The organism is Corynebacterium liangguodongii (genome assembly GCF_003070865.1).
Lineage (GTDB): Bacteria > Actinomycetota > Actinomycetes > Mycobacteriales > Mycobacteriaceae > Corynebacterium > Corynebacterium liangguodongii.
The window spans coordinates 688085-706104 of record NZ_CP026948.1; the positions used below are offsets into that span (position 1 = coordinate 688085).

Below are 18020 nucleotides of genomic sequence, written 5' to 3' on the forward strand. Positions count from 1 at the left end.
CGTATCATTGCTTTATGGCAAGGGAGATCTCTAGCACGTTCTACGGCACATCTAGTGTGCATATCACTGATGGGGTGACAAGCATTTTTGTCGATGCTTTCCTTACTCGTCCGAGCTTCGCCCGCCTTGTGCTGGGTCGGCTGCGTTCGGATGAGGCTGCGGTGGACTGGGCGTTGCATAAAGGTGGCGTCGATAAGCTAGACGCCATTTTTGTTTCCCACTCCCACCACGACCACATTCTCGATGCCCCCGCCGTGGCAGAGCGCTTCGGCGCGAGGCTTTATGGCTCTCGTTCGAGCCTGAACTTTGGCAAGGGAGAGGGCCTTGCGGATGAGCTCATGGAGCAGATTGCGGGCGGCGATAGCGTCGAGATCGGCGATTTCACTGTGCGCATCATCGAGGCGCCGCACAGCCCCGGTAACATCTCCCCAGGCACCATCGATGGCGAGCTGGCTAGCCCGTGCCATACGCTGAGTTTTAAAGACGGCGGCTGCTTCGTGTTCCACTTCAGCCACCCTGCGGGCAATATCCTGGTGCTGCCGAGCGCGAATTTCGTCCCGGGTTTTCTACGGGGTTTGCGCGCGGATGTCGTCTACCTCGGCGTTGGGGCGTTGGGGCGCCAAAGCGCTGAATTTCAACGCGCATATTGGGCCGAGACCGTTGGCGAGCTTCGGCCGAGGCTGGTGATCCCGGTGCACTGGGATCACTTTGGCCGGCCATTGTCAAAATCGCTTAAACCGATTCCCTATCCGGCCGACAACGTGAGGGCGACGCGAAACGTCCTGCGCGAGGCAGCACGGGGTAGCGGTATCGCGCTCCACTTCCCGCAGGCATTTGACACTAATACGGTTGCTGCTCCCAGCTAACCGTCGTACCTGGGTAGCGGGAGAAGTGTTCCACCGCATCCTCAGCGGCGTAGCCTATAGCATCGGCAACATCTTCGCCGCCCGCGGTAAAGTCGATTGCGCGTTCAGCTTGTCTCGAGCCGGCCAGCTCCGCGGCCCACCCGCCCGCGCCGTGGAACCCGTGCTCGCGCATCAAGGCATCGAAGAACTCGCGCGTCGCGCGCTTCGCAATGTCCTCGGAAGCAAATCGAAAATGTGCCCTCAAGGTGATCGGGTCTCCTGTGCGTCTCGTGCCCCAGGCCCAGGCGTAGTCGACATTGTAGGTCTCCATGTCGGTCCTCCCATACGTATTCGCTAAATTGTCCTTGCATGACCGCTACCATTCATACCCCCGACGAACTCGCCCGCGCGATAGGCAGGCCCGGTAGGCCCGATAGGTCCGATAGGCTCAGCCTCGTGCCCACCATGGGTGCTCTCCACGAAGGCCACATCTCCCTGGTCCGCGCCGCCAAGACCCTGGGAGCCCCCGTCGTGGTGAGCGTGTTTGTTAACCCGCTGCAGTTCGGGCCCGGCGAGGACCTTGCGACGTACTCTCGCTCGCTCGAGCGCGACGTTGAGCTGCTCGAGCGCGAGGGCGTGGATGCGGTCTTTGCCCCCAGCGCAGAGACGATGTACCCGTCCGGTCCGCGCACGACGATCCAACCGGGGCCGAAGGGGGCGATCCTCGAGGGCGCCTCGCGCCCCGGCCACTTTGCTGGCGTTCTCACCGTGGTGGCGAAGCTGTTCTCGCTCACCTGCGCCACCGACGCGTTCTTCGGCGAGAAGGACTACCAGCAGCTGGTGCTTGTGCGCGAGATGGCCGCGGACCTTAATCTGCCGGTGCGCGTGCACGGGCGGCCCATCGTGCGCGAGCCCTCCGGCCTGGCGTTGTCCTCGCGCAACCGCTACCTCAGCGACGCCGAGCGCGAGGTGGCGGGCGTGCTCTCTCGGGCGCTGGCCACGGGTAGCCTCGATCGCGCGCGCTCGCTTATCGACGCCTCCTCCGGCCTCGACCTCGACTACCTCGAGCTGCGCACGCCCGAGCTCGAGGAGATCCCCGCGGGCTACACCGGGCCGGCGCGCCTGCTCGTCGCCGCGAAGGTGGGCACCACCAGGCTCATCGACAACGCCGAGGTTCGCCTCGGCTAAAAGGAGTGCGCCGCGTCGGGGAAGCGCCCCTGGTGGACGGCCTGCTTGTAGGCGGCGGCCGCCCTCGTGAGCTCCGCTCCGACCTCGCCGAAGACCTCGACGAACGACGGCCGGCGAGCACCTTCCGGCAGCGCGGCCATGTCGTGCCACACCAGCACCTGGGCATCCGTGCCCGCGCCCGCGCCAATGCCGATGGTGGGGATCGTGCACTCCGCGGTAATCTCCCCCGCGAGGTCCGCCGGGACCATCTCGAAGACCACCATGTCGGCGCCCGCTTCGACTACCGCGGCGGTATCTTCCCGCAGGCGCTCGCGCTGCACCTTGAACCCGCCGAGGGCGTCGACGGATTGCGGGGTGAACCCGACGTGCGCGCACACCAGCAGGCCTGCGTCTTTTAACGCCTTGATCCGGGGAGCCATGCGCACCCCGCCTTCGAGCTTGAGCATCTGGGCACCGGTGCGGCGGATGAGCTCGGTGGCGTTTACCACGCACTGCGCATCGGAGGCCTCGTAGGTGCCAAACGGCATGTCGACGATGACGAAGGCATTGCCGGCGCCGCGCACGACGGCCGCGCCGAGGTAGGCCATCTCGTCGAGGCCAACCCTGTTCGTGGTGTCGTAGCCGAAGACGACGTTGGCGGCGGAATCGCCCACGAGCAGGCACTCGATACCCGCCTCCGAGAGCACGCGGGCGGTGGAGTAGTCGTAGGCGGTGAGCATGGCCCATTTTTCTTTCCGCGCCTTTTTCTGCGCGAAGTCCGAGACGCGGACCTTCTTCGTGGGAACGAGGTAGCCAGTCATTCTGCCAAGGCTAGACGAGGACGAGGCCGAGGAGCCAAATAAAGGCCATCGCGCTTACACCCATGAGCCCCGTGACGACGGTTTGGGAGCGGTAGGCTTGCTGCGGCGTGAGCTTGGAGAGGTTGGCCACCACCCAGAAGTGGCTGTCGTTGGCGTGGGAGACGACGAGCGAGCCGGCCGCAATCGCCATCACCGCGAGCCCCACCTGCAGCGGTGCCTCCAGCCCGAGCACCGGAAGCAGGGGAGCCACGAGGCTCGAGGTGGTCACCATCGCCACGGTGGCAGAGCCCTGTGCCGTCTTGAACAACACGGTGACGAGGAAGGGGAAGAACAGGCCGAGGGAGGAGAGCCGCTCGGCGTTGTGGGAGATGAAGTCTACGACGTCGGTCTGCGAGATCACCCGGCCGAGCACCCCGCCGGCGGCGGTGATGAGGATGATCGGGCCCACGGTGCGCAGGCCCTCCTCCGTGAACTCGTAGAAGCGGTCGACCATGGCGGTCTCGGCAAGCAGCGCCACCGCGCAGCACAACCCGATGGCCAGCGCGATGACGGGGCTGCCAAGGAACTCAACGAGCGAGCCCACGCGTGTCGACGCCCCCGTCACCGACACCACCGAGCCCGCCGCCATCAGGACAATCGGCACGAGGATCGGGGCCAACGACAGGGACGTCGACGGCAGGCGGGTATACGAGTTGCGCAGTTCCGCGTAGGCAGATTCCACGTCAGCGGGAACCTGGTCCGACTCCGGTGTCTCGATCTTCCGCCCGATGTAGACGGAGTAGGCGTAGGCCACCGCCAGCACGGGTACGGACACCAGCGCGCCCAGGCCCATAACCATGAGCAGGTTGTCCTCCACCCCCATGTTCGCCGCCGCCGCGACCGGCCCCGGGGTAGGCGGGATGAACACGTGGGAGGTAAACAGGCCCGCCGACAGGGCGATCGCCATGGCGACGGGGGAGGCACCCGTGCGCTGGGCGAGCGCCTTGCGCACCGGGTTCAAGATGACGAAGCCAGAATCGGAAAACACCGGGATGCACACCACCCAGCCCATGAGCTCGATGGCGAGGACCGGGTGGCGCTTGCCGATGACGCGGACGATGGCGTCGGCAAGCTGGAAGGCTGCCCCCGTCTTCTCCAGGATGTGGCCGATGAGCGTGCCGAAGATGACGACAAGCCCGAAGGACGTGAACGTGGCGGCAAAGCCCTCGCCGATGACGCCTGTGATCTCCGCTAGCGGGATGCCGCCGACGAGGCCGAAGGTAAGCGAGACGAACAGCAGCGAGAGGAAGGGATGGATCTTCCACCGCGAGATCATCACGATGAGCAGCGCGATGGCAGCGACGAACGCGCCGATAAGCGGTAGGCCGGTCATGAGGGGAACTCTAGCGCCCCAGAGAGGAATCGAACCTCCGACACCGGCTTTAGGAGAGCCGTGCTCTATCCACTGAGCTACTAGGGCAGTAGGGGATAAGACTAGCGCATCGAGTCGTACTTCTCTGCGACCGCCCCCACGCTCGGGTTCGTGAGGTGCGTGCCGTCGGCAAACTTCACCGTGGGCACGATGCGGTTGCCGCCGTTGACGGAGGCGACCCAGTCGGAGAACTCCTGGTTTGCCGGGTCGTCGACGTCAACGACATCGAAGTCCACGTCGGTGCCTTGCAAGCCGGAGAGAAGGGCGCGGCAAAACGGGCACCAGTCGGTGGCGTAGACGGTCACGGGGGCAGTCACTAAAACTCCTTAAGATAGAGTAGATCGGTCACTCGCTGAGATCGCTCGTCCTATGGGCGGCAAGCAGCGAGGAACTGTGAAAATATCTGGGGCGTTTGACGAACCCGGATCCGCGACCTCTTCCGTCGTGCTGGATCGGACCGGGTTTACGCAGGGTCTCGCTGGAAGATAGGTCCGAGAGAAAGTATACCTGGTACGGCATGGACCCCTCGTAGCCGTTGCTGAGGCCGTAGCTCATCACTTGTGCCAGGCGTCGATCGTCGGAGTTACTCGATCTTTTGAGTCGTTCCTTCTCGTCATTCGACCACTTGAGAGGTGCGTAGGTGCTGAGGATTTTTGGAAAGATTCCCTGAATGGATGCAGGATCACCCCCATCTTTTTCCTTCGGCAAGTAGAAGCCAATATACTCACTCTTCGCGATTTTGACCGATGCATTCGGAATCACCGCGTACTGGCATGTTATGCTTTCGGCTGGGTCACGAACGGTTTATCCTTCGTGGCGAAGGCCCGGTTGAAGCACACTGCCGAAGCTCATTGCGATGCAGCACTTGCCGGGCCTTCCTTTGGCTCCGCTAGATCCTTTCGAAGCGTTGGAAGCGGTAGCACAGGCCCGTGCTCGAGGTGAGCCACTCGGTCTGCGAGACCAGGGAGAAGTCCTCGGTGATCCGGGGGGCGTAGACGGCGTCGGGGACGTTAAAAGCGGCGTCGATAAGCGTGCGCTCGATGACGTCGACCAAGTCGATGGTGGACTCGTAGAGCTGGGCGCCGCCGATGATCCAGGCGTCCCCCATGATGTCGGGGATGTCGCGGGAAACAAACGCACCGTCAGACCAATCGCCGGCCTGACGGGAGGAGACGATGTGGTTGGCGCGGCCGGGCAGCGGGCGGGTCGGCAGCGATTCCCAGGTGCGCCGTCCCATGATGATGGGCGTGCCGAGCGTGACCTGTTTGAAGTGTTTTAGATCCTCGGGGAGGTGCCAGGGCATGCTGTGGCCGTCACCGATCACCCCGTCGAGGCTCTGCGCCCAGATCGCGCCGAGCATTAGACCGACACCTCGGCGGCGATCGCCGGGTGGGGGTTGTACCCCGTGACCGAGATGTCCTTAAAGGTGTAGTCGAACAGGCTCGCGGCGCGGCGCAGTTCGAGCTGCGGGTACGGCCGCGGCTCGCGCGAGAGTTGTTCGCGCACCTGGTCGAGGTGGTTGGTGTAGATGTGGCAGTCGCCGCCGGTCCAGATGAGCTCGCCGACCTCCAGGCCCGCCTGCTGGGCGAACATGTGGGTGAGGAGGGAGTAGGAGGCGATGTTGAACGGCACGCCTAAGAACATATCCGCGGAGCGCTGGTAGACCTGCATGCTCAAGCGCCCGTCGGCGACGTAGAGCTGGAAGAGCAGGTGGCAGGGCAGAAGCGCCATTTTGTCGAGCTCGGAGACGTTCCAGGCGGAGACGACGTTGCGGCGCGAATCGGGGTTAGTGCGCAGCGTGTCCAGCGCGCTCTGGATCTGGTCGATGTGGCGGCCGTCCGGGGTGGGCCAGGAGCGCCACTGCACCCCGTAGACGGGGCCGAGCTCACCGTCGGCGTCCGCCCACTCGTTCCAGATGTGGATGCCGTTGTCCTGCAGCCACTTTACGTTGGATTCACCGCGCAAAAACCACAAAAGCTCGCCGACGACGCCCTTGAAAAACACCTTCTTTGTGGTCAGGAGGGGGAAGGAGTCGGCGAGGTCGTAGCGCAGCTGGCGGCCGAAAACGCTGATCGTGCCGGTGCCCGTGCGGTCGCCCTTGGGCGCGCCGTGGTCCAGAATGTCGCGCAGGAGGTCCTCGTAGGGGGTGGGGATAGGCATGAGGCTACTTCCCTGCGTACTCGGCGCAGGCGGCGAGGATGTCGTCGGCGAGCTCGGGCCGGCAGATCACGATGTCGGGGATGTAGGTATCGGCGTTGTTGTAGCGCAGCTCGGAGCCATCAAGGCGCGAGGCGTGCAGCCCCGCCGCGCGCGCCACGCCCACGGGCGCGGCCTGGTCCCACTCGTACTGGCCACCGGCATGAACGTAGGCATCGTAGTCGCCGAGCAGCACGTGCATCGCCTTTGCGCCCGCCGAGCCGACCCCCACGGCCTCGAAGCCGAGCTTGTCGGCGACGAACTTTGCCACCTCCGGCGGCCGATTGCGCGACAGCGCGATGCGGCGCGACAGCGGACCGGAGACGTGGCGGACATCGGAAGACTTAAACACTACGCCGAGATCGGGCAGTCCCACCGCGGCGTGGGCGGGCACCCCGTTTTCCACCAGCGCCACGTGCACGGCCCAGTCCTGGCGGCCGGTGGCGAACTCCTTCGTGCCGTCGAGCGGGTCGATGACCCAGACCCGGTCCTTGTCCAGGCGGGCGCGGTCGTCCGCAGCTTCCTCTGAGAGCACACCGTCGTCGGGGCGGTGCTGCGCGAGCACGCGGGCAATCCAGTCTTGGGCGAGCTCGTCGCCGGCCTCGCCCAGCTCCCGGCCGCGCAACAGGCCGACGCCGCGGATGCCCTTGAGAATCTCACCCGTGCCCTGCGCGATGAGGTTGGTCAGCCTCGAATCGGAGTACTGCTCTGTCATGGTTCACACAGTACCCGGTTAAAGTAGCCCGCATGACCCCAAGCGTTCTCGACCGCTTCCGCCCCCAGGTCTCCACCTGGTTTAGCGAGGTGTTTGCGGCCCCGACGCCGGTTCAAATAGGCGCCTGGGAGGCCATCTCGCAGGGCGAGAACTGCCTGGTTGTCGCCCCGACGGGCTCGGGAAAGACGCTCGCGGCCTTCCTCTGGGCGCTCAACAACCTCGTCGAGCGGGCCGGCCAGCAGGCGCTGCCCATCGACGGTGCCGCCCGCTCGACCCACGGCGGCGTCAAGGTGCTCTACATCTCCCCGCTCAAGGCGCTCGGGGTGGACGTGGAGAACAACCTGCGCGCCCCGCTCGCCGGGATCTCCCGCGTGGCCCAGCGCATGGGGTTGGAGGTCCCGGACGTCTCGGTGGCGGTGCGCTCCGGCGATACCCCGCAGGCCGAGCGCAACCGCCAGACCCGAAAACCGCCGGATATCCTCATCACCACGCCGGAGTCGCTCTACCTCATGCTCACTTCGAAGTCGGCGGGGATCCTGAAAAGCGTCGACACCGTCATCGTTGACGAGATCCACGCGCTCGCCGGCACCAAGCGCGGGGTGCACCTTTCTCTTTCGCTGGAGCGGCTGCAGAACCTGGCGGGGAACTACCAACGCATCGGGCTCTCCGCCACCGTGCGCCCGCTGGAGGCGGTGGCGAACTTCCTCGGCAGGAACACGACCATTGTTAACCCGGGCAGCGAGAAGAAGTGGACCCTGAGTGTCCGCGTGCCCGTGGAGGACTTGAGCGACCTGCCCGTGGCCGAGGACGCCTCGACGATCGGGGAGGCGGTGCTCGATGTTGATGACGAGCTGGCGCCGAAGGCGTCGCCAAGCATCTGGCCCCACATTGAGAGCGCCGTCTACGAGGAGGTGATGGCGCACCGCTCGACCATCGTCTTCGTCAACGCGCGGCGCACCGCGGAGCGGTTGACCAGCCAGCTCAACGAGCTGTGGGCGAAGGAACACGATCCAGATGCGCTGAGCCCCGCTTTGAGGCGGCCCCCAGCGCAGCTGATGAAGGCCGTCGACACCGCCGGGCACGCAGCGCCCGTCATCGCCCGCGCCCACCACGGTTCGGTGTCGAAGGAGGAGCGCCTCGCCACCGAGACGATGCTCAAAGAGGGATCCCTCAAAGCCGTGGTGTCGACCTCATCGCTCGAGCTCGGCATCGACATGGGGGCGGTCGACCTTGTCATCCAGGTCGAGTCGCCGCCCTCGGTGGCCTCCGGCCTGCAGCGCGTGGGCCGCGCCGGGCACTCGGTGGGATCGGTCTCCGAGGGCGTGTTCTATCCGAAGCACCGCGCTGACCTCGTGCAAACGGCCGTGATCGTGCCCCGGATGCGAGAAGGCATGATCGAGGAGCTGCATACCCCGGTCTCTCCGCTCGACGTGCTCACCCAGCAGACCATCGCCGCAGTCGCAGTCGAGGACCTCGACGTCGACGAATGGTTCGCCACCGTGCGCCGCGCCTGGCCCTACCGCAACCTGTCCCGTGATGTGTTCGACGCGGTGATCGACTTAGTCGTCGGCGTCTATCCCTCCACCGACTTCGCGGAGCTGCGGCCCCGCGCCATCCTGGAGGGAAATACTCTCAAGGCCCGCCCCGGTGCCCAGCGCGTCGCCGTGACCAGCGGAGGGACCATCCCGGACCGCGGGATGTTCGGCGTGTTCTTGGTCGGCGGGGATTCCGCCCCGCGCCGGGTCGGCGAGCTCGATGAGGAGATGGTCTACGAGTCCCGCGTCGGAGACGTGTTCACCCTCGGCGCGTCGAGCTGGCGTATCGAGAACATCACCCGCGACCAGGTGCAGGTCTCTCCCGCGCCAGGGCATACCGGCCGGCTGCCGTTTTGGACCGGGGATTCGCTCGGCCGGCCCTACGAGCTGGGCAAGGCGCTTGGTGAGTTCCGCCGGGAGAGGGTCATCGATGAGTCCCTCGACGAGTTCGCCCGCGGGAACCTGCTGCGGTTTTTGGAGGAGCAGGAAGAAGCCACCGGCATCGTCCCGGACGAGAAGACGCTCGTGCTCGAGCGGTTCACCGACGAGCTGGGGGATTGGCGGGTGGTGCTGCATACCCCGTTCGGCAAAGGGGTCAACGCCGCGTGGGCGCTCGCGGTGGGCTACCGTGTCGCGCAGGACACCGGCATGGACGCCCAGGCCGTCGCCGGCGACGACGGCATCGTGTTGCGCCTGCCGCAGGGGGAGAAGGATCCGGATGCCTCGCTCTTTCTTTTCGACTCCGACGAGGTCGCCGACATCGTCACCGAGCAGGTCGGCGGCTCTGCGCTGTTCGCCTCCCGCTTCCGCGAGTGCGCGGCCCGCGCCCTGCTGCTGCCGCGCCGCAACCCCGGCAGGCGTGCGCCGCTGTGGCAGCAGCGGCAGCGCGCCGAGCAGCTTCTCGACGTCGCGCGCAACTACCCCTCCTTCCCCATCATCTTGGAGACGGTGCGCGAGTGCCTCCAGGACGTCTACGACCTGCCCGCGCTGCGCGAGGTGATGGGCGATCTGGCGACCCGCCGCGTGCGCATCGCGGAGGTGACCACGCAGCAGCCCAGCCCGTTCGCCTCCTCGCTGTTGTTCAACTACACCGGCGCGTTCATGTACGAGGGCGATAGCCCGCTGGCGGAAAAGCGCGCCGCCGCGCTCTCGCTTGATCCCTCGCTTTTGGCGAAGCTGCTCGGCACCGTCGAGCTGCGCGAGCTTCTCGACGCCACCGTCATCGCCGAGGTCGACGCCTCGCTACGCCGGGTGGGCAAGGCCGAGACCTCCGAGCAGTTCGCCGACACCCTGCGCATCGTCGGGCCGATCCCAATCGACGACCTTTCCCTGTATACGTCCGTGCCGCTGGCATCGCTAGAAGCCGCGCTGGGCTCCCGCGTTATGCGTGTGCGCATCGGCGGGCGCGAGCATATCGCCCAGGTGCTTGACGCGCCGCTGCTTCGCGACGGCCTGGGCGTGCCCGTCCCGCCCGGCGTGCCCGCCCAGGTGGCGACGATTAATGACGCGTTGGCCCAGCTCGTGGGCAGGTGGGTGCGCACCCGCGGCCCGTTCACGCTGCGCGACCTTGCCGGCGCCTTCGGGCTGGCGGTCGGGGCGGCCTACTCCGCGCTGCAGCCGCTGGTGGATGCCGGGAAGGTGATCGAGGGGCGCTTCCGCCAGGGCATCGACGAGGCCGAGTACGTCGCAGCCGAGGTGCTGCGCATCATCCGCTCCCGTTCCCTGGCTATCGCCCGCGCTCAGGCCCGGCCGGTGTCCCAGTCGGCTTACGCCCGCTTCCTCACCGGCTGGTCGCACGTCGCCCCGGTGGGGCAGACCCCGGCCCTTCGCGGTGCGGACGGCGTGTTCACCGTGCTCGAGCAGCTTGCCGGGGTGCGCCTACCCGCCTCCGCCTGGGAGTCGTGGGTGCTGCCTTCCCGCGTCGGCGACTACTCCCCGGTGATGCTCGACGAGCTCACCGCCTCGGGCGAGATCGCCATCGTCGGTGCGGGTAAGGCCGGGGCCAACGACCCGTGGATCATGCTGCTGCCCGCGGACTACGCCTCCCAGCTTGTGCCGGATGTCACCGAGCCGGCGTTTTCGCTGACCCAGGCCGAGGTGATGGAGAAGGTGCGCCGGGGCGGCGGGTACCTCTTTAGCGACCTTTTGGAAGGCACCACCAGCGAGGAGCTGCGCGAGGCGATCTGGGGGCTCGTTGAGGCCGGCTGCATCGCGCCGGATTCATTTGCCCCGATCCGCGCGCGGCTAGCGGCGGGGAGGTCCGCGCATCGCGCTAAGAGGCGCCCCTCGCGTTCCCGGATCCGTTCGGGGCGTACGTCCTTTGCCAGCGCGACCTCGCCGGACATGGTGGGTCGGTGGGCCGCGACCCCCACGATTGACGCCGATGCCACCCGCCGCTCGGTGGCGCTTGGCGAGGCCTGGCTGGACCGCTACGGCGTTCTCACGCGCGGCAGCGTCGTTGCCGAGGACGTCCTCGGCGGGTTCGCCCTGGCCTACAAGGTGCTCTCCGGGTTCGAGGAGTCCGGCAAGGCGATGCGCGGCTACCTTGTCGAAGGGCTGGGTGCCTCGCAATTTTCGACGCCCGCGACTATCGACCGCCTGCGCGGGCACCAGGACTCCGACGACGTCGTCGGTTGGCCTTCGGGCGCGCGTGAGCCGCTCGTCCACGTGCTCGCCGCCACCGACCCGGCCAACCCCTACGGCGCCGCACTGCCGTGGCCGGCCCAGGGGCCAACGCGCTCCGCGGGGGCGCTCGTCGTGCTTATCGACGGCCTCCTTGCCGCCCACCTCACCCGCGGAGGCAAGACGATGACCACCTTTTTCGACACGTTTCCCGACGGGGTGGGCGATCCTCTGCCGCTGGTGGTCGGGGCGCTTTCGGAGGTGGTGAATTCCGGACGCATGAGGCCCTTTACCGTGGAAAGGATCAATGGGGAGGCGGCGTTTTTCTTGTGTGATTGCGGGGCCGCACTCGCCCCCAAGGGGGCTAGGATCAGGGGCAAGGCCCTTTAGCCGAACGAGGAATGAGTAAAGCGTGGAGCCGCACAGAAGCCCCCAATAGGCTGCACTGTGCATGCTGCAGCTAAGGCCACCTTAAACACGGGGGAAGAAAGTACGTGTGCTGCGTGCTGCGGCTTGATGAGGATTCGAGCGCGAATTAAAGAAAAGTTCATGAGCAATTTGAGTCAGGTTCATAGAGACCAAATACGCTGAACCCGGAAGGGAAGGAGGTGAAAAATGTCGTTCTACGAGCTTCAGGAAATTTCGAACGAGGTCCCTCAGCTAGGGGTTGAGGCCCAGAGCCGCTTGTCTGCCACTGCATGCGGAAGTGACCGGTCTTCGAACATCAGTATTGCGTTTTGTGGTAACAACTAACGCACGCTTGCTGGGATTCTATCAACGGTAAATTCTCGGCATCGCCTCGTTTGGGGTGGGGATCTCCGATTGCTTGGGGGGGCCCACCCCTTAACCGTTATAAATAGCGGAATATTTGGTCAGAAGGAGTAATCAATGAAACTTGCAAAAACTACCGACAAAGGACCAGTTCATGGGTTCTATACGTCAATTGTTGGGATAGGGTTGATCGTATGGCTTTCGTTAGTACTGGCGCCTCTCGCACAGGCGAGCGCCGGCAGCTTCGGGGTAGATGATATAGACCGCGTAGGTGTGCAGCAGAGCCTAGGAAAAATATGGATAAGATCGGAAAGGGCAGACGACTTAGAACAAATTTGTAACGCCGTGTACGTACGTGAATCGATTTGGGTGACGAGCCAGCATTGCTTTCCGGAAGGAGGGGCAACATACTTCCTAGCACAGCCAGAGCGGACCTGGGATGAGATAGCGCAGGTCGAAATAGTATCGAATGACAGGGATCTCGCGTTCTTCCAAACGCTACATAGGAAAGAAGGAAAGCCGTTATCAGCCCCGTCTCACTTTCCTAGCAAGGGCGAAAAGTTGTCACTGGTTGCTTTCAACGGAGAGGGGTCGAGCAAACTGCGAGTGGTACCGTTGGAGCTTGTGGGGCGGATTGATCGATTGAGAACTACCGAGGGCTGGACTTTCAGGGATCTAATTGTAACCGTGAGCGTTACACAGCGAAGTACATGTCGCGGTGACTCTGGGGCACCAATTCTCAGTGGTGACCAATTAGTAGGTTTGCATACCGCCGGAGAATCTGGGAACCAATGTGATATCGGATCTGGAAAATACAGCGCAGAATCGTATATACATTTCAACAGTGCCGAAATTCAAGAGGTGCTGAGTCGCTTTACTCATGCAGACGACGAGACGGACTCTTTTAGCAGCCTTGCCGTCTGTCCTCTTGCATGTCTTGAGTAGTATAAATTGCATGTCTTGAGTAGTATAAACGACTCATTAAGTGGCGCTTCGGAAAGGATGTAGAGAGTGGTGCCGAATCATAGCATCGGGACGAAAGATGAGTGGGGCCAATCATTTGCAAGATCAGTCAACTCGTCACGTTTCGATGACGATGCTCCGAGGGAATATGAAGTTAACGAGAGGGGGGACTGGATAAACTACAAGTTTAGACCAAACAATATTGCGCGACAAGGCTGGAAGATACATTTATCCTGCGATTTAAGCGAGAGTACCAAGTTGCTCGCTCTGGTCAAGCCATATCTTTTCAGTAGGGGGCTGCATTTTAAGCACATCAGGTCTCGGACAGAGCTTGAGACACGGAACTCTAGGAGAATCCCTGGTGATCTCTTCGGGAAATTCGTCACAATATACCCAGAAACGCAGGTGGAGACTGAGGAGGTTGCCACCAAACTTGTCTCACTCACGAACGGATTCAAGGGCCCGAGAATTTTAACAGACATTCAGATAGGCGAGTCGATAGTGCACATTCGTTACGGCCCTTTCGTGTTACAAACGGCAATCAATCCCGAAACGGGATTTACGCAAGAGTTCATGACAAAGCCAAACGGCGGAGTGGAATGGGTGGAGAGGAAGTCCACTTTTTCGTTGCCAGATTGGGCGCCAGTCTCTCCGTGGATTAATGAACTGATCCGAGCGCACAGGGCAAAAGACGTAATTCTGCCCTATACGCACGTGGTCCCTTTACGGAATACGTCCAGGGGACTTACGTTCTCCGCCATTTTTGAAGGGAAAGAAGCGTTTGTGAAGGAAGGAAGGCGAAGGTCCGAGGTCGACCAACTGGGAAGGGATACCGTCTGCCGATTCTACCGTGAAAAGAAGGCCTTGGAGATGTTGAAGGACATAAAAGGCGTGCCCCGTTTCTTGGGCTGTTTCGACGCTGGGCCAAGTGTGTTCTTTGCTTATGAATTCATCCATGGGCGCTCAATGAATTCTTGGATAGTCGAACAGATAGGAAGGGCTTACCATGAAATTGAGAAGGATACCTATTTGTTAAAGCTCGGCCAGGTGCTGAATGAGGTACGACAAATTCTTAGCGATGCACATGAAATCGGCATTTTCCACTATGATCTATCGCCGGAGAACATAATTCTCGAGGACAGTGGCGATGTCTACGTAGTTGACTGGGAGGGAACTCCGGACTCAATTGACGAGGCACGCGTTATTTCCACTGATGGTTTCACGGGCTCGCTCTCTGTCCGTGGAACAGCCGCCGACTACTACTCCTTGGGACGAGTGGCAGCCTTCGCGCTCACTGGGCATGGTCCTATTCTGGATGTGTTTCCTGACAATAAGCAGCTTCTTCGGGAGTACGCAAAGTCGTTATTTGGTGAGCCTGGAGAGACGCTCTTTGATGAATACTGTGGAGTTGGAAGAGAGAGATTGGATTCTCCCGAGAATTTCTCTCGGCCATTAGATAGGGTTTCAAGCGAGTCCTTGGTACTTGGCATTGGTGCGTCCAAGGGGCTTGCTAGCCGGGTGGGGCTCAGCGATGTCTACTTATCTGAACGTAACGACATATATACTTTTGGTAGTGGTATTGGGAGCCTCCTGTGCGCCCTGCGGCTGATGGGCCATAGTGATAAGGAGTTGGAGAACCGATGGGTGCAAAATTCCGAAGGTAGCATTGACGAAGACGATATTTCGTTGTGGTCAGGACATTCTGGATATATCGTTACTTCACTGACTCTAGGGTTGCCGCTCGACGACAAATATCTCAACACCTATTTTAGGAAGGTGGAAGAAGTGCTGGAACAGCCTATGCATCTTGATCATAGCTTGACAAGTGGCATAGGCGGTTTGATAGTCGCTCTGGAATCTCTGATGAGGGAAAAGCCGTATTTATTTGAGAATCGATTAGAGGGATTAGCCAAACGGATAGAGGAGGTTCTAAATCTTATGGTTTTGGACAGAAGGGGGAATGTCAACGTCTCGCCAGGCTTACTCTATGGGTGGTCAGGCACCGTGTGCTCCGTATTGAACGCTGTTGCCTTGTTTGGTTCGTTAGATGTCTCGCCTTTAGTAAGCACAATGATTGAACAGGAGGAAAGGCGGCTCAAACATGACAGGCGTGGCCGTTTGCAGGTATCCGCTGATGGTAAGTTTCTACCTTATCTGGGTGTAGGGTCGGCCGGAGTGATATGGGCTCGGGATGCCGCGCGACATTCAGGAGTGGGCACGAATCCCAAAGTAGACTCCCTGTTGCTGCCAACGGTTATGCCCGGGGTAATCGCGCTCCCGTCTTTGATGAAGGGCGCTTCGGGGCTGAAGCTTCTTGCAAAGCGCAGAATGGTGCTCGGCCTCCCGAGCCCAAGCCCCGCGCAGTACGACCGAGAAATTCTGTTGTCCAGCGGCTGTTTTAGAGGACATTCCGTGGTAATTGGGGATGACGCTAGGTCAATTAATAGCAGCTTCACAGGTGGTGCCGCAGGTGTGGCGTGGGCCGAGAAGATTACTCCCAATTCGCCAATGGACTTCATTCCTACGCCTCTTTTTGGCAAGTGAGTATGGCAGCGAATAATAGGCAGACGCATGGAGGCTGTGTTAAGGCCCCGGCAGCTCCATGGATGCCCATATGCTCAGTTATCGGAAGCAGAGGACTCGTAGGCCTGGGCGGACTCGTAGTTCTTAATGTGTCTGCGTCGTTGCTCCAACTCGCTCAGCCGCTGCTGTTATCTGGTCTGGTTGCTTTCGACAGTAATGAGCGGAACAAGGCTGCGGTTTTGTTCATGGCGGCGGTGGTCTGTCAGCTTGGGCTGACGGTCGCGATTCAAGGTTTGAATCAGGTTATTCAGCTCCGACGTGTAACTGATCTTAGGGAGGAGCTCTTTCTTAAGATTAGTCATGCTGAGGTTGGTACTGAGCTAGAGGAAATGAAACGTGTTTATCCCGTAGTGACGGCCTCGGAGGTACCGGCGGCGATTGGAGGAATTATTCGTCCGGTCTTGGAAGGTGCAAAGAATGTAACCATTATTTTAGGTGTAGCTATATATTTTGTACATCTTAATGTCCTGCTTGTTGTTATAGCGTCACTATTGCTGACGGCAGGCTGTATGTCCGTTGTCCTGGGGCTGAAGAGTGTAAGGCGGAAGAGTGAGAACGCTGTGGCAGCTAACCAACGCTTCGTAAGTTTTCAGTATGGCTACATCGACTGTTATGACGAAGCACGCAGTAGGCTATTTCTTTCGGGCGGGGTGCGAGAGTCGAACCTATTCAAATCCATCAAAACAGTGCAGTCCAGTGGACTTCGCCTTCTCTGTTCGAAACTCAAATTTGGTAGTCCTGCAGATCTGCTCTTCGGTGCGACTGCGCCAACCATGGCCTGCCTGTCAGCTGTAGTTCTTTATCCGAACGGCGATATGGCATTGAACCAAATTGTAGAGGTTTTCCTCTTCTCCTCACTTGTTGTTACCCCGGTTCAGTCTATTGCCGGAGCGTCATTTTCCTGGCAATATACCTCCGCTTTGATCCAGCGCATCTACCGCTTGCAGTGTATTCCGCAAGAGGCGAGCGAACCTATGGAATCTCACACCGTTGGCGCTTTGGACTGCTCTCTCGTCGGCGATCTTGAAATGCGCGACTCGCCTAAGGGTAGAGTAATTTTATCGCGCATTAAATTTCGGATTCCTAGTCGTGGTTTGGTGGTCGTCACTGGTCGCTCCGGTGCTGGAAAGACAACTCTCGGGAGAATCATTGCTGGGTTAGAAGCTCCAAGTTGGGGCCGTATTAGGGACTCTAAAGGAAGGACGCTTAGTCCGGAAGAATTGCGTTCTAGGTTTAGCTATTCTGCGCAATCGCCCAATTTCGCCGAAGGTCTTCGGGGAGTGGAGCGTGATTTGGATGATGGTCTCCTACATGGCGCACTCACTGCTCTTGATGTTTCTAATCTATTGGGCAGAACCGGCAATTCAAGTTTTTTTCGTGGTGTGTTCTCTGGGGGAGAGGCAAAGCGCCTTTCTGTTGTCGGTGCGCTTGCTCAAAATACCGTGGGGATCGTGCTCGACGAGCCGACAAACGGACTTAACGATCTGTTAGTTGAACAACTCGTTAGCTACTTACAAGTGAACCGTTTTAGCAAGTTGTGGGTAGTGATTACGCACGATGTTCGGGTTGTAAATATAGCCGATCATGTTATAAAAATGCAGGAGTGACCAGCCCACATATCTTGGAAATAGTGCCTAAATCGGCAGTCGTTGAGCGAAGGTGTGTGTCTCAAGCCTTGGGTCGGGTGATTATCGGGCTGACGACGATTCCCTACGGTGAACCACGGCGAACCCGTCCTTCCGGGTGGCAAAATCGCGCCACTGCTTGGCCAGGGAAAACGCCCGTATGAACCGTACGGGGTGCGTGAGGCACTTGGACCTACACTTGAGAGTGTGAGACCATGCCAGACGTTAAGTACGACGAGGAGATGCGGGAACGCGCGCTGGGCCTGTACCACGAGGCCTTGGCAGCGGGTGGAGCCTCTAAGTCGGGAACCCGCCGCAAGATCGGTACCATGTCGGATATCAACCCAGCGACCCTGCACGACTGGATCCGCCGGGCTGAGAGTAAAACGCGGGCAGATAAGAGTACACCTGAAGCGAACAAGGGCGCCGAACTTGCCTAGGTGCGCAGGGAAAGACAATTGAAGAAAGTCAACTATATCATGTCATTGGCCTTTGGCTTTTCCCAAGCGGAGCTCGACCGCATACTCACATAGTCGCGGATTTCCTCCACGTTCACTGGCGCCTTTATTCTATCGAGCGGATGTGCCGGGTGTTACAAGAACACCAGTACGCCATGCCACCGGTCACCTACTCGCGTTATTGACAGTGTGGTTGAGGTCCTACACCGGCAGACATCGAAGAAGCCTACGACGCGAACCGGCTGTTTACGCTGTGGAAGGTGAATCGGTGCGTCTACGGGCGGCGATCAACGTGTAGGGTCGCTCAA

The 18020-nt window shown here is 61.1% G+C and carries 15 protein-coding genes and 1 tRNA gene; 8 read left to right on the forward strand and 8 right to left on the reverse strand.

The genetic code is table 11. From position 1 onward, the window contains the following. Positions 1-14 precede the first annotated feature (14 nt). On the forward strand, positions 15-866 hold the full coding sequence (locus C3E79_RS03290; protein WP_108405026.1) for an MBL fold metallo-hydrolase: 852 nt from the start codon (positions 15-17) through the stop codon (positions 864-866). Here C3E79_RS03290 and C3E79_RS03295 read toward each other — a convergent pair. Further along, complete coding sequence (locus C3E79_RS03295) at positions 841-1176, reverse strand: hypothetical protein (protein WP_108403620.1); 336 nt, start codon at positions 1174-1176, stop codon at positions 841-843. The genes C3E79_RS03290 and C3E79_RS03295 overlap by 26 nt on opposite strands. A gap of 38 nt (positions 1177-1214) precedes the next feature. On the opposite strand from C3E79_RS03295, the gene panC reads away from it, so the two are divergent. Next, positions 1215-2033, forward strand: a complete 819-nt coding sequence (gene panC, locus C3E79_RS03300) for a pantoate--beta-alanine ligase (RefSeq protein ID WP_108403621.1) — start codon at positions 1215-1217, stop codon at positions 2031-2033. On the opposite strand, the gene panB is transcribed toward panC, so the two are convergent. The 7 genes from panB to C3E79_RS03335 form a co-directional block, all read right to left on the reverse strand. Then, positions 2030-2833, reverse strand: a complete 804-nt coding sequence (panB, locus tag C3E79_RS03305; protein WP_108403622.1) for a 3-methyl-2-oxobutanoate hydroxymethyltransferase — start codon at positions 2831-2833, stop codon at positions 2030-2032. The genes panC and panB overlap by 4 nt on opposite strands. A 10-nt stretch (positions 2834-2843) precedes the next feature. Then, positions 2844-4205: a GntP family permease gene (locus C3E79_RS03310; RefSeq protein ID WP_108403623.1), complete on the reverse strand. Its 1362-nt coding sequence runs from the start codon at positions 4203-4205 to the stop codon at positions 2844-2846. Between the two features lie 14 nt (positions 4206-4219). Next, a tRNA-Arg gene (locus C3E79_RS03315) sits at positions 4220-4292 on the reverse strand. A 14-nt stretch (positions 4293-4306) separates the two neighbouring features. Beyond that, positions 4307-4561 (reverse strand): mycoredoxin, encoded by a 255-nt coding sequence (locus C3E79_RS03320; protein ID WP_108403624.1) that lies wholly within the window; start codon positions 4559-4561, stop codon positions 4307-4309. A gap of 572 nt (positions 4562-5133) precedes the next feature. Further along, entirely contained in the window at positions 5134-5604 is a 471-nt protein-coding gene (locus tag C3E79_RS03325) for a dihydrofolate reductase (protein ID WP_108403625.1), read from the reverse strand. Next, positions 5604-6404 carry a thymidylate synthase gene (locus C3E79_RS03330; protein WP_108403626.1) on the reverse strand — a complete coding sequence of 267 codons (801 nt, stop codon included), beginning with the start codon at positions 6402-6404 and terminating at the stop codon, positions 5604-5606. Before C3E79_RS03330 ends, C3E79_RS03325 begins: the two co-directional genes overlap by 1 nt. A gap of 4 nt (positions 6405-6408) precedes the next feature. After that, positions 6409-7155 (reverse strand): 3'(2'),5'-bisphosphate nucleotidase CysQ, encoded by a 747-nt coding sequence (locus C3E79_RS03335; protein ID WP_108403627.1) that lies wholly within the window; start codon positions 7153-7155, stop codon positions 6409-6411. A gap of 32 nt (positions 7156-7187) precedes the next feature. On the opposite strand from C3E79_RS03335, the gene C3E79_RS03340 reads away from it, so the two are divergent. The 6 genes from C3E79_RS03340 (at position 7188) to C3E79_RS03360 (ending at position 17694) form a co-directional block, all read left to right on the forward strand. Then, a complete protein-coding gene (locus C3E79_RS03340; RefSeq protein WP_108403628.1) occupies positions 7188-11702 on the forward strand; it encodes an ATP-dependent helicase in 4515 nt (1504 codons plus the stop codon). A 225-nt stretch (positions 11703-11927) separates the two neighbouring features. Further along, complete coding sequence (locus C3E79_RS11815; protein WP_412778865.1) at positions 11928-12065, forward strand: SapB/AmfS family lanthipeptide; 138 nt, start codon at positions 11928-11930, stop codon at positions 12063-12065. A 135-nt stretch (positions 12066-12200) separates the two neighbouring features. Beyond that, entirely contained in the window at positions 12201-13028 is an 828-nt protein-coding gene (locus tag C3E79_RS03345) for a trypsin-like serine protease (protein ID WP_108403629.1), read from the forward strand. 66 nt (positions 13029-13094) lie between these two features. Then, on the forward strand, positions 13095-15590 hold the full coding sequence (locus C3E79_RS03350) for a class III lanthionine synthetase LanKC N-terminal domain-containing protein (protein WP_146183395.1): 2496 nt from the start codon (positions 13095-13097) through the stop codon (positions 15588-15590). Positions 15591-15730: 140 nt separating this feature from the next. Beyond that, positions 15731-17236, forward strand: a complete 1506-nt coding sequence (locus C3E79_RS03355; protein ID WP_158268495.1) for an ABC transporter ATP-binding protein/permease — start codon at positions 15731-15733, stop codon at positions 17234-17236. Positions 17237-17469: 233 nt separating this feature from the next. Further along, the gene (locus C3E79_RS03360) at positions 17470-17694 is read left to right on the forward strand and encodes a hypothetical protein (RefSeq protein WP_108403632.1); all 225 of its coding nucleotides are present in this window, start codon (positions 17470-17472) and stop codon (positions 17692-17694) included. Positions 17695-18020: the final 326 nt, after the last annotated feature.

Bases quoted from the DNA above. Each gene is read 5' to 3' on its own strand.
- C3E79_RS03295 (WP_108403620.1), bottom strand. From the start codon at position 1,176: ATGGAGACCTACAATGTCGACTACGCCTGGGCCTGGGGCACGAGACGC.
- C3E79_RS03325 (WP_108403625.1), bottom strand. From the start codon at position 5,604: ATGCTCGGCGCGATCTGGGCGCAGAGCCTCGACGGGGTGATCGGTGAC.
- C3E79_RS03290 (WP_108405026.1), top strand. From the start codon at position 15: ATGGCAAGGGAGATCTCTAGCACGTTCTACGGCACATCTAGTGTGCAT.
- C3E79_RS03335 (WP_108403627.1), bottom strand. From the start codon at position 7,155: ATGACAGAGCAGTACTCCGATTCGAGGCTGACCAACCTCATCGCGCAG.
- C3E79_RS03345 (WP_108403629.1), top strand. From the start codon at position 12,201: ATGAAACTTGCAAAAACTACCGACAAAGGACCAGTTCATGGGTTCTAT.
- panB (WP_108403622.1), bottom strand. From the start codon at position 2,833: ATGACTGGCTACCTCGTTCCCACGAAGAAGGTCCGCGTCTCGGACTTC.
- C3E79_RS03310 (WP_108403623.1), bottom strand. From the start codon at position 4,205: ATGACCGGCCTACCGCTTATCGGCGCGTTCGTCGCTGCCATCGCGCTG.
- C3E79_RS03340 (WP_108403628.1), top strand. From the start codon at position 7,188: ATGACCCCAAGCGTTCTCGACCGCTTCCGCCCCCAGGTCTCCACCTGG.
- panC (WP_108403621.1), top strand. From the start codon at position 1,215: ATGACCGCTACCATTCATACCCCCGACGAACTCGCCCGCGCGATAGGC.
- C3E79_RS03330 (WP_108403626.1), bottom strand. From the start codon at position 6,404: ATGCCTATCCCCACCCCCTACGAGGACCTCCTGCGCGACATTCTGGAC.
- C3E79_RS11815 (WP_412778865.1), top strand. From the start codon at position 11,928: ATGTCGTTCTACGAGCTTCAGGAAATTTCGAACGAGGTCCCTCAGCTA.
- C3E79_RS03360 (WP_108403632.1), top strand. From the start codon at position 17,470: ATGCCAGACGTTAAGTACGACGAGGAGATGCGGGAACGCGCGCTGGGC.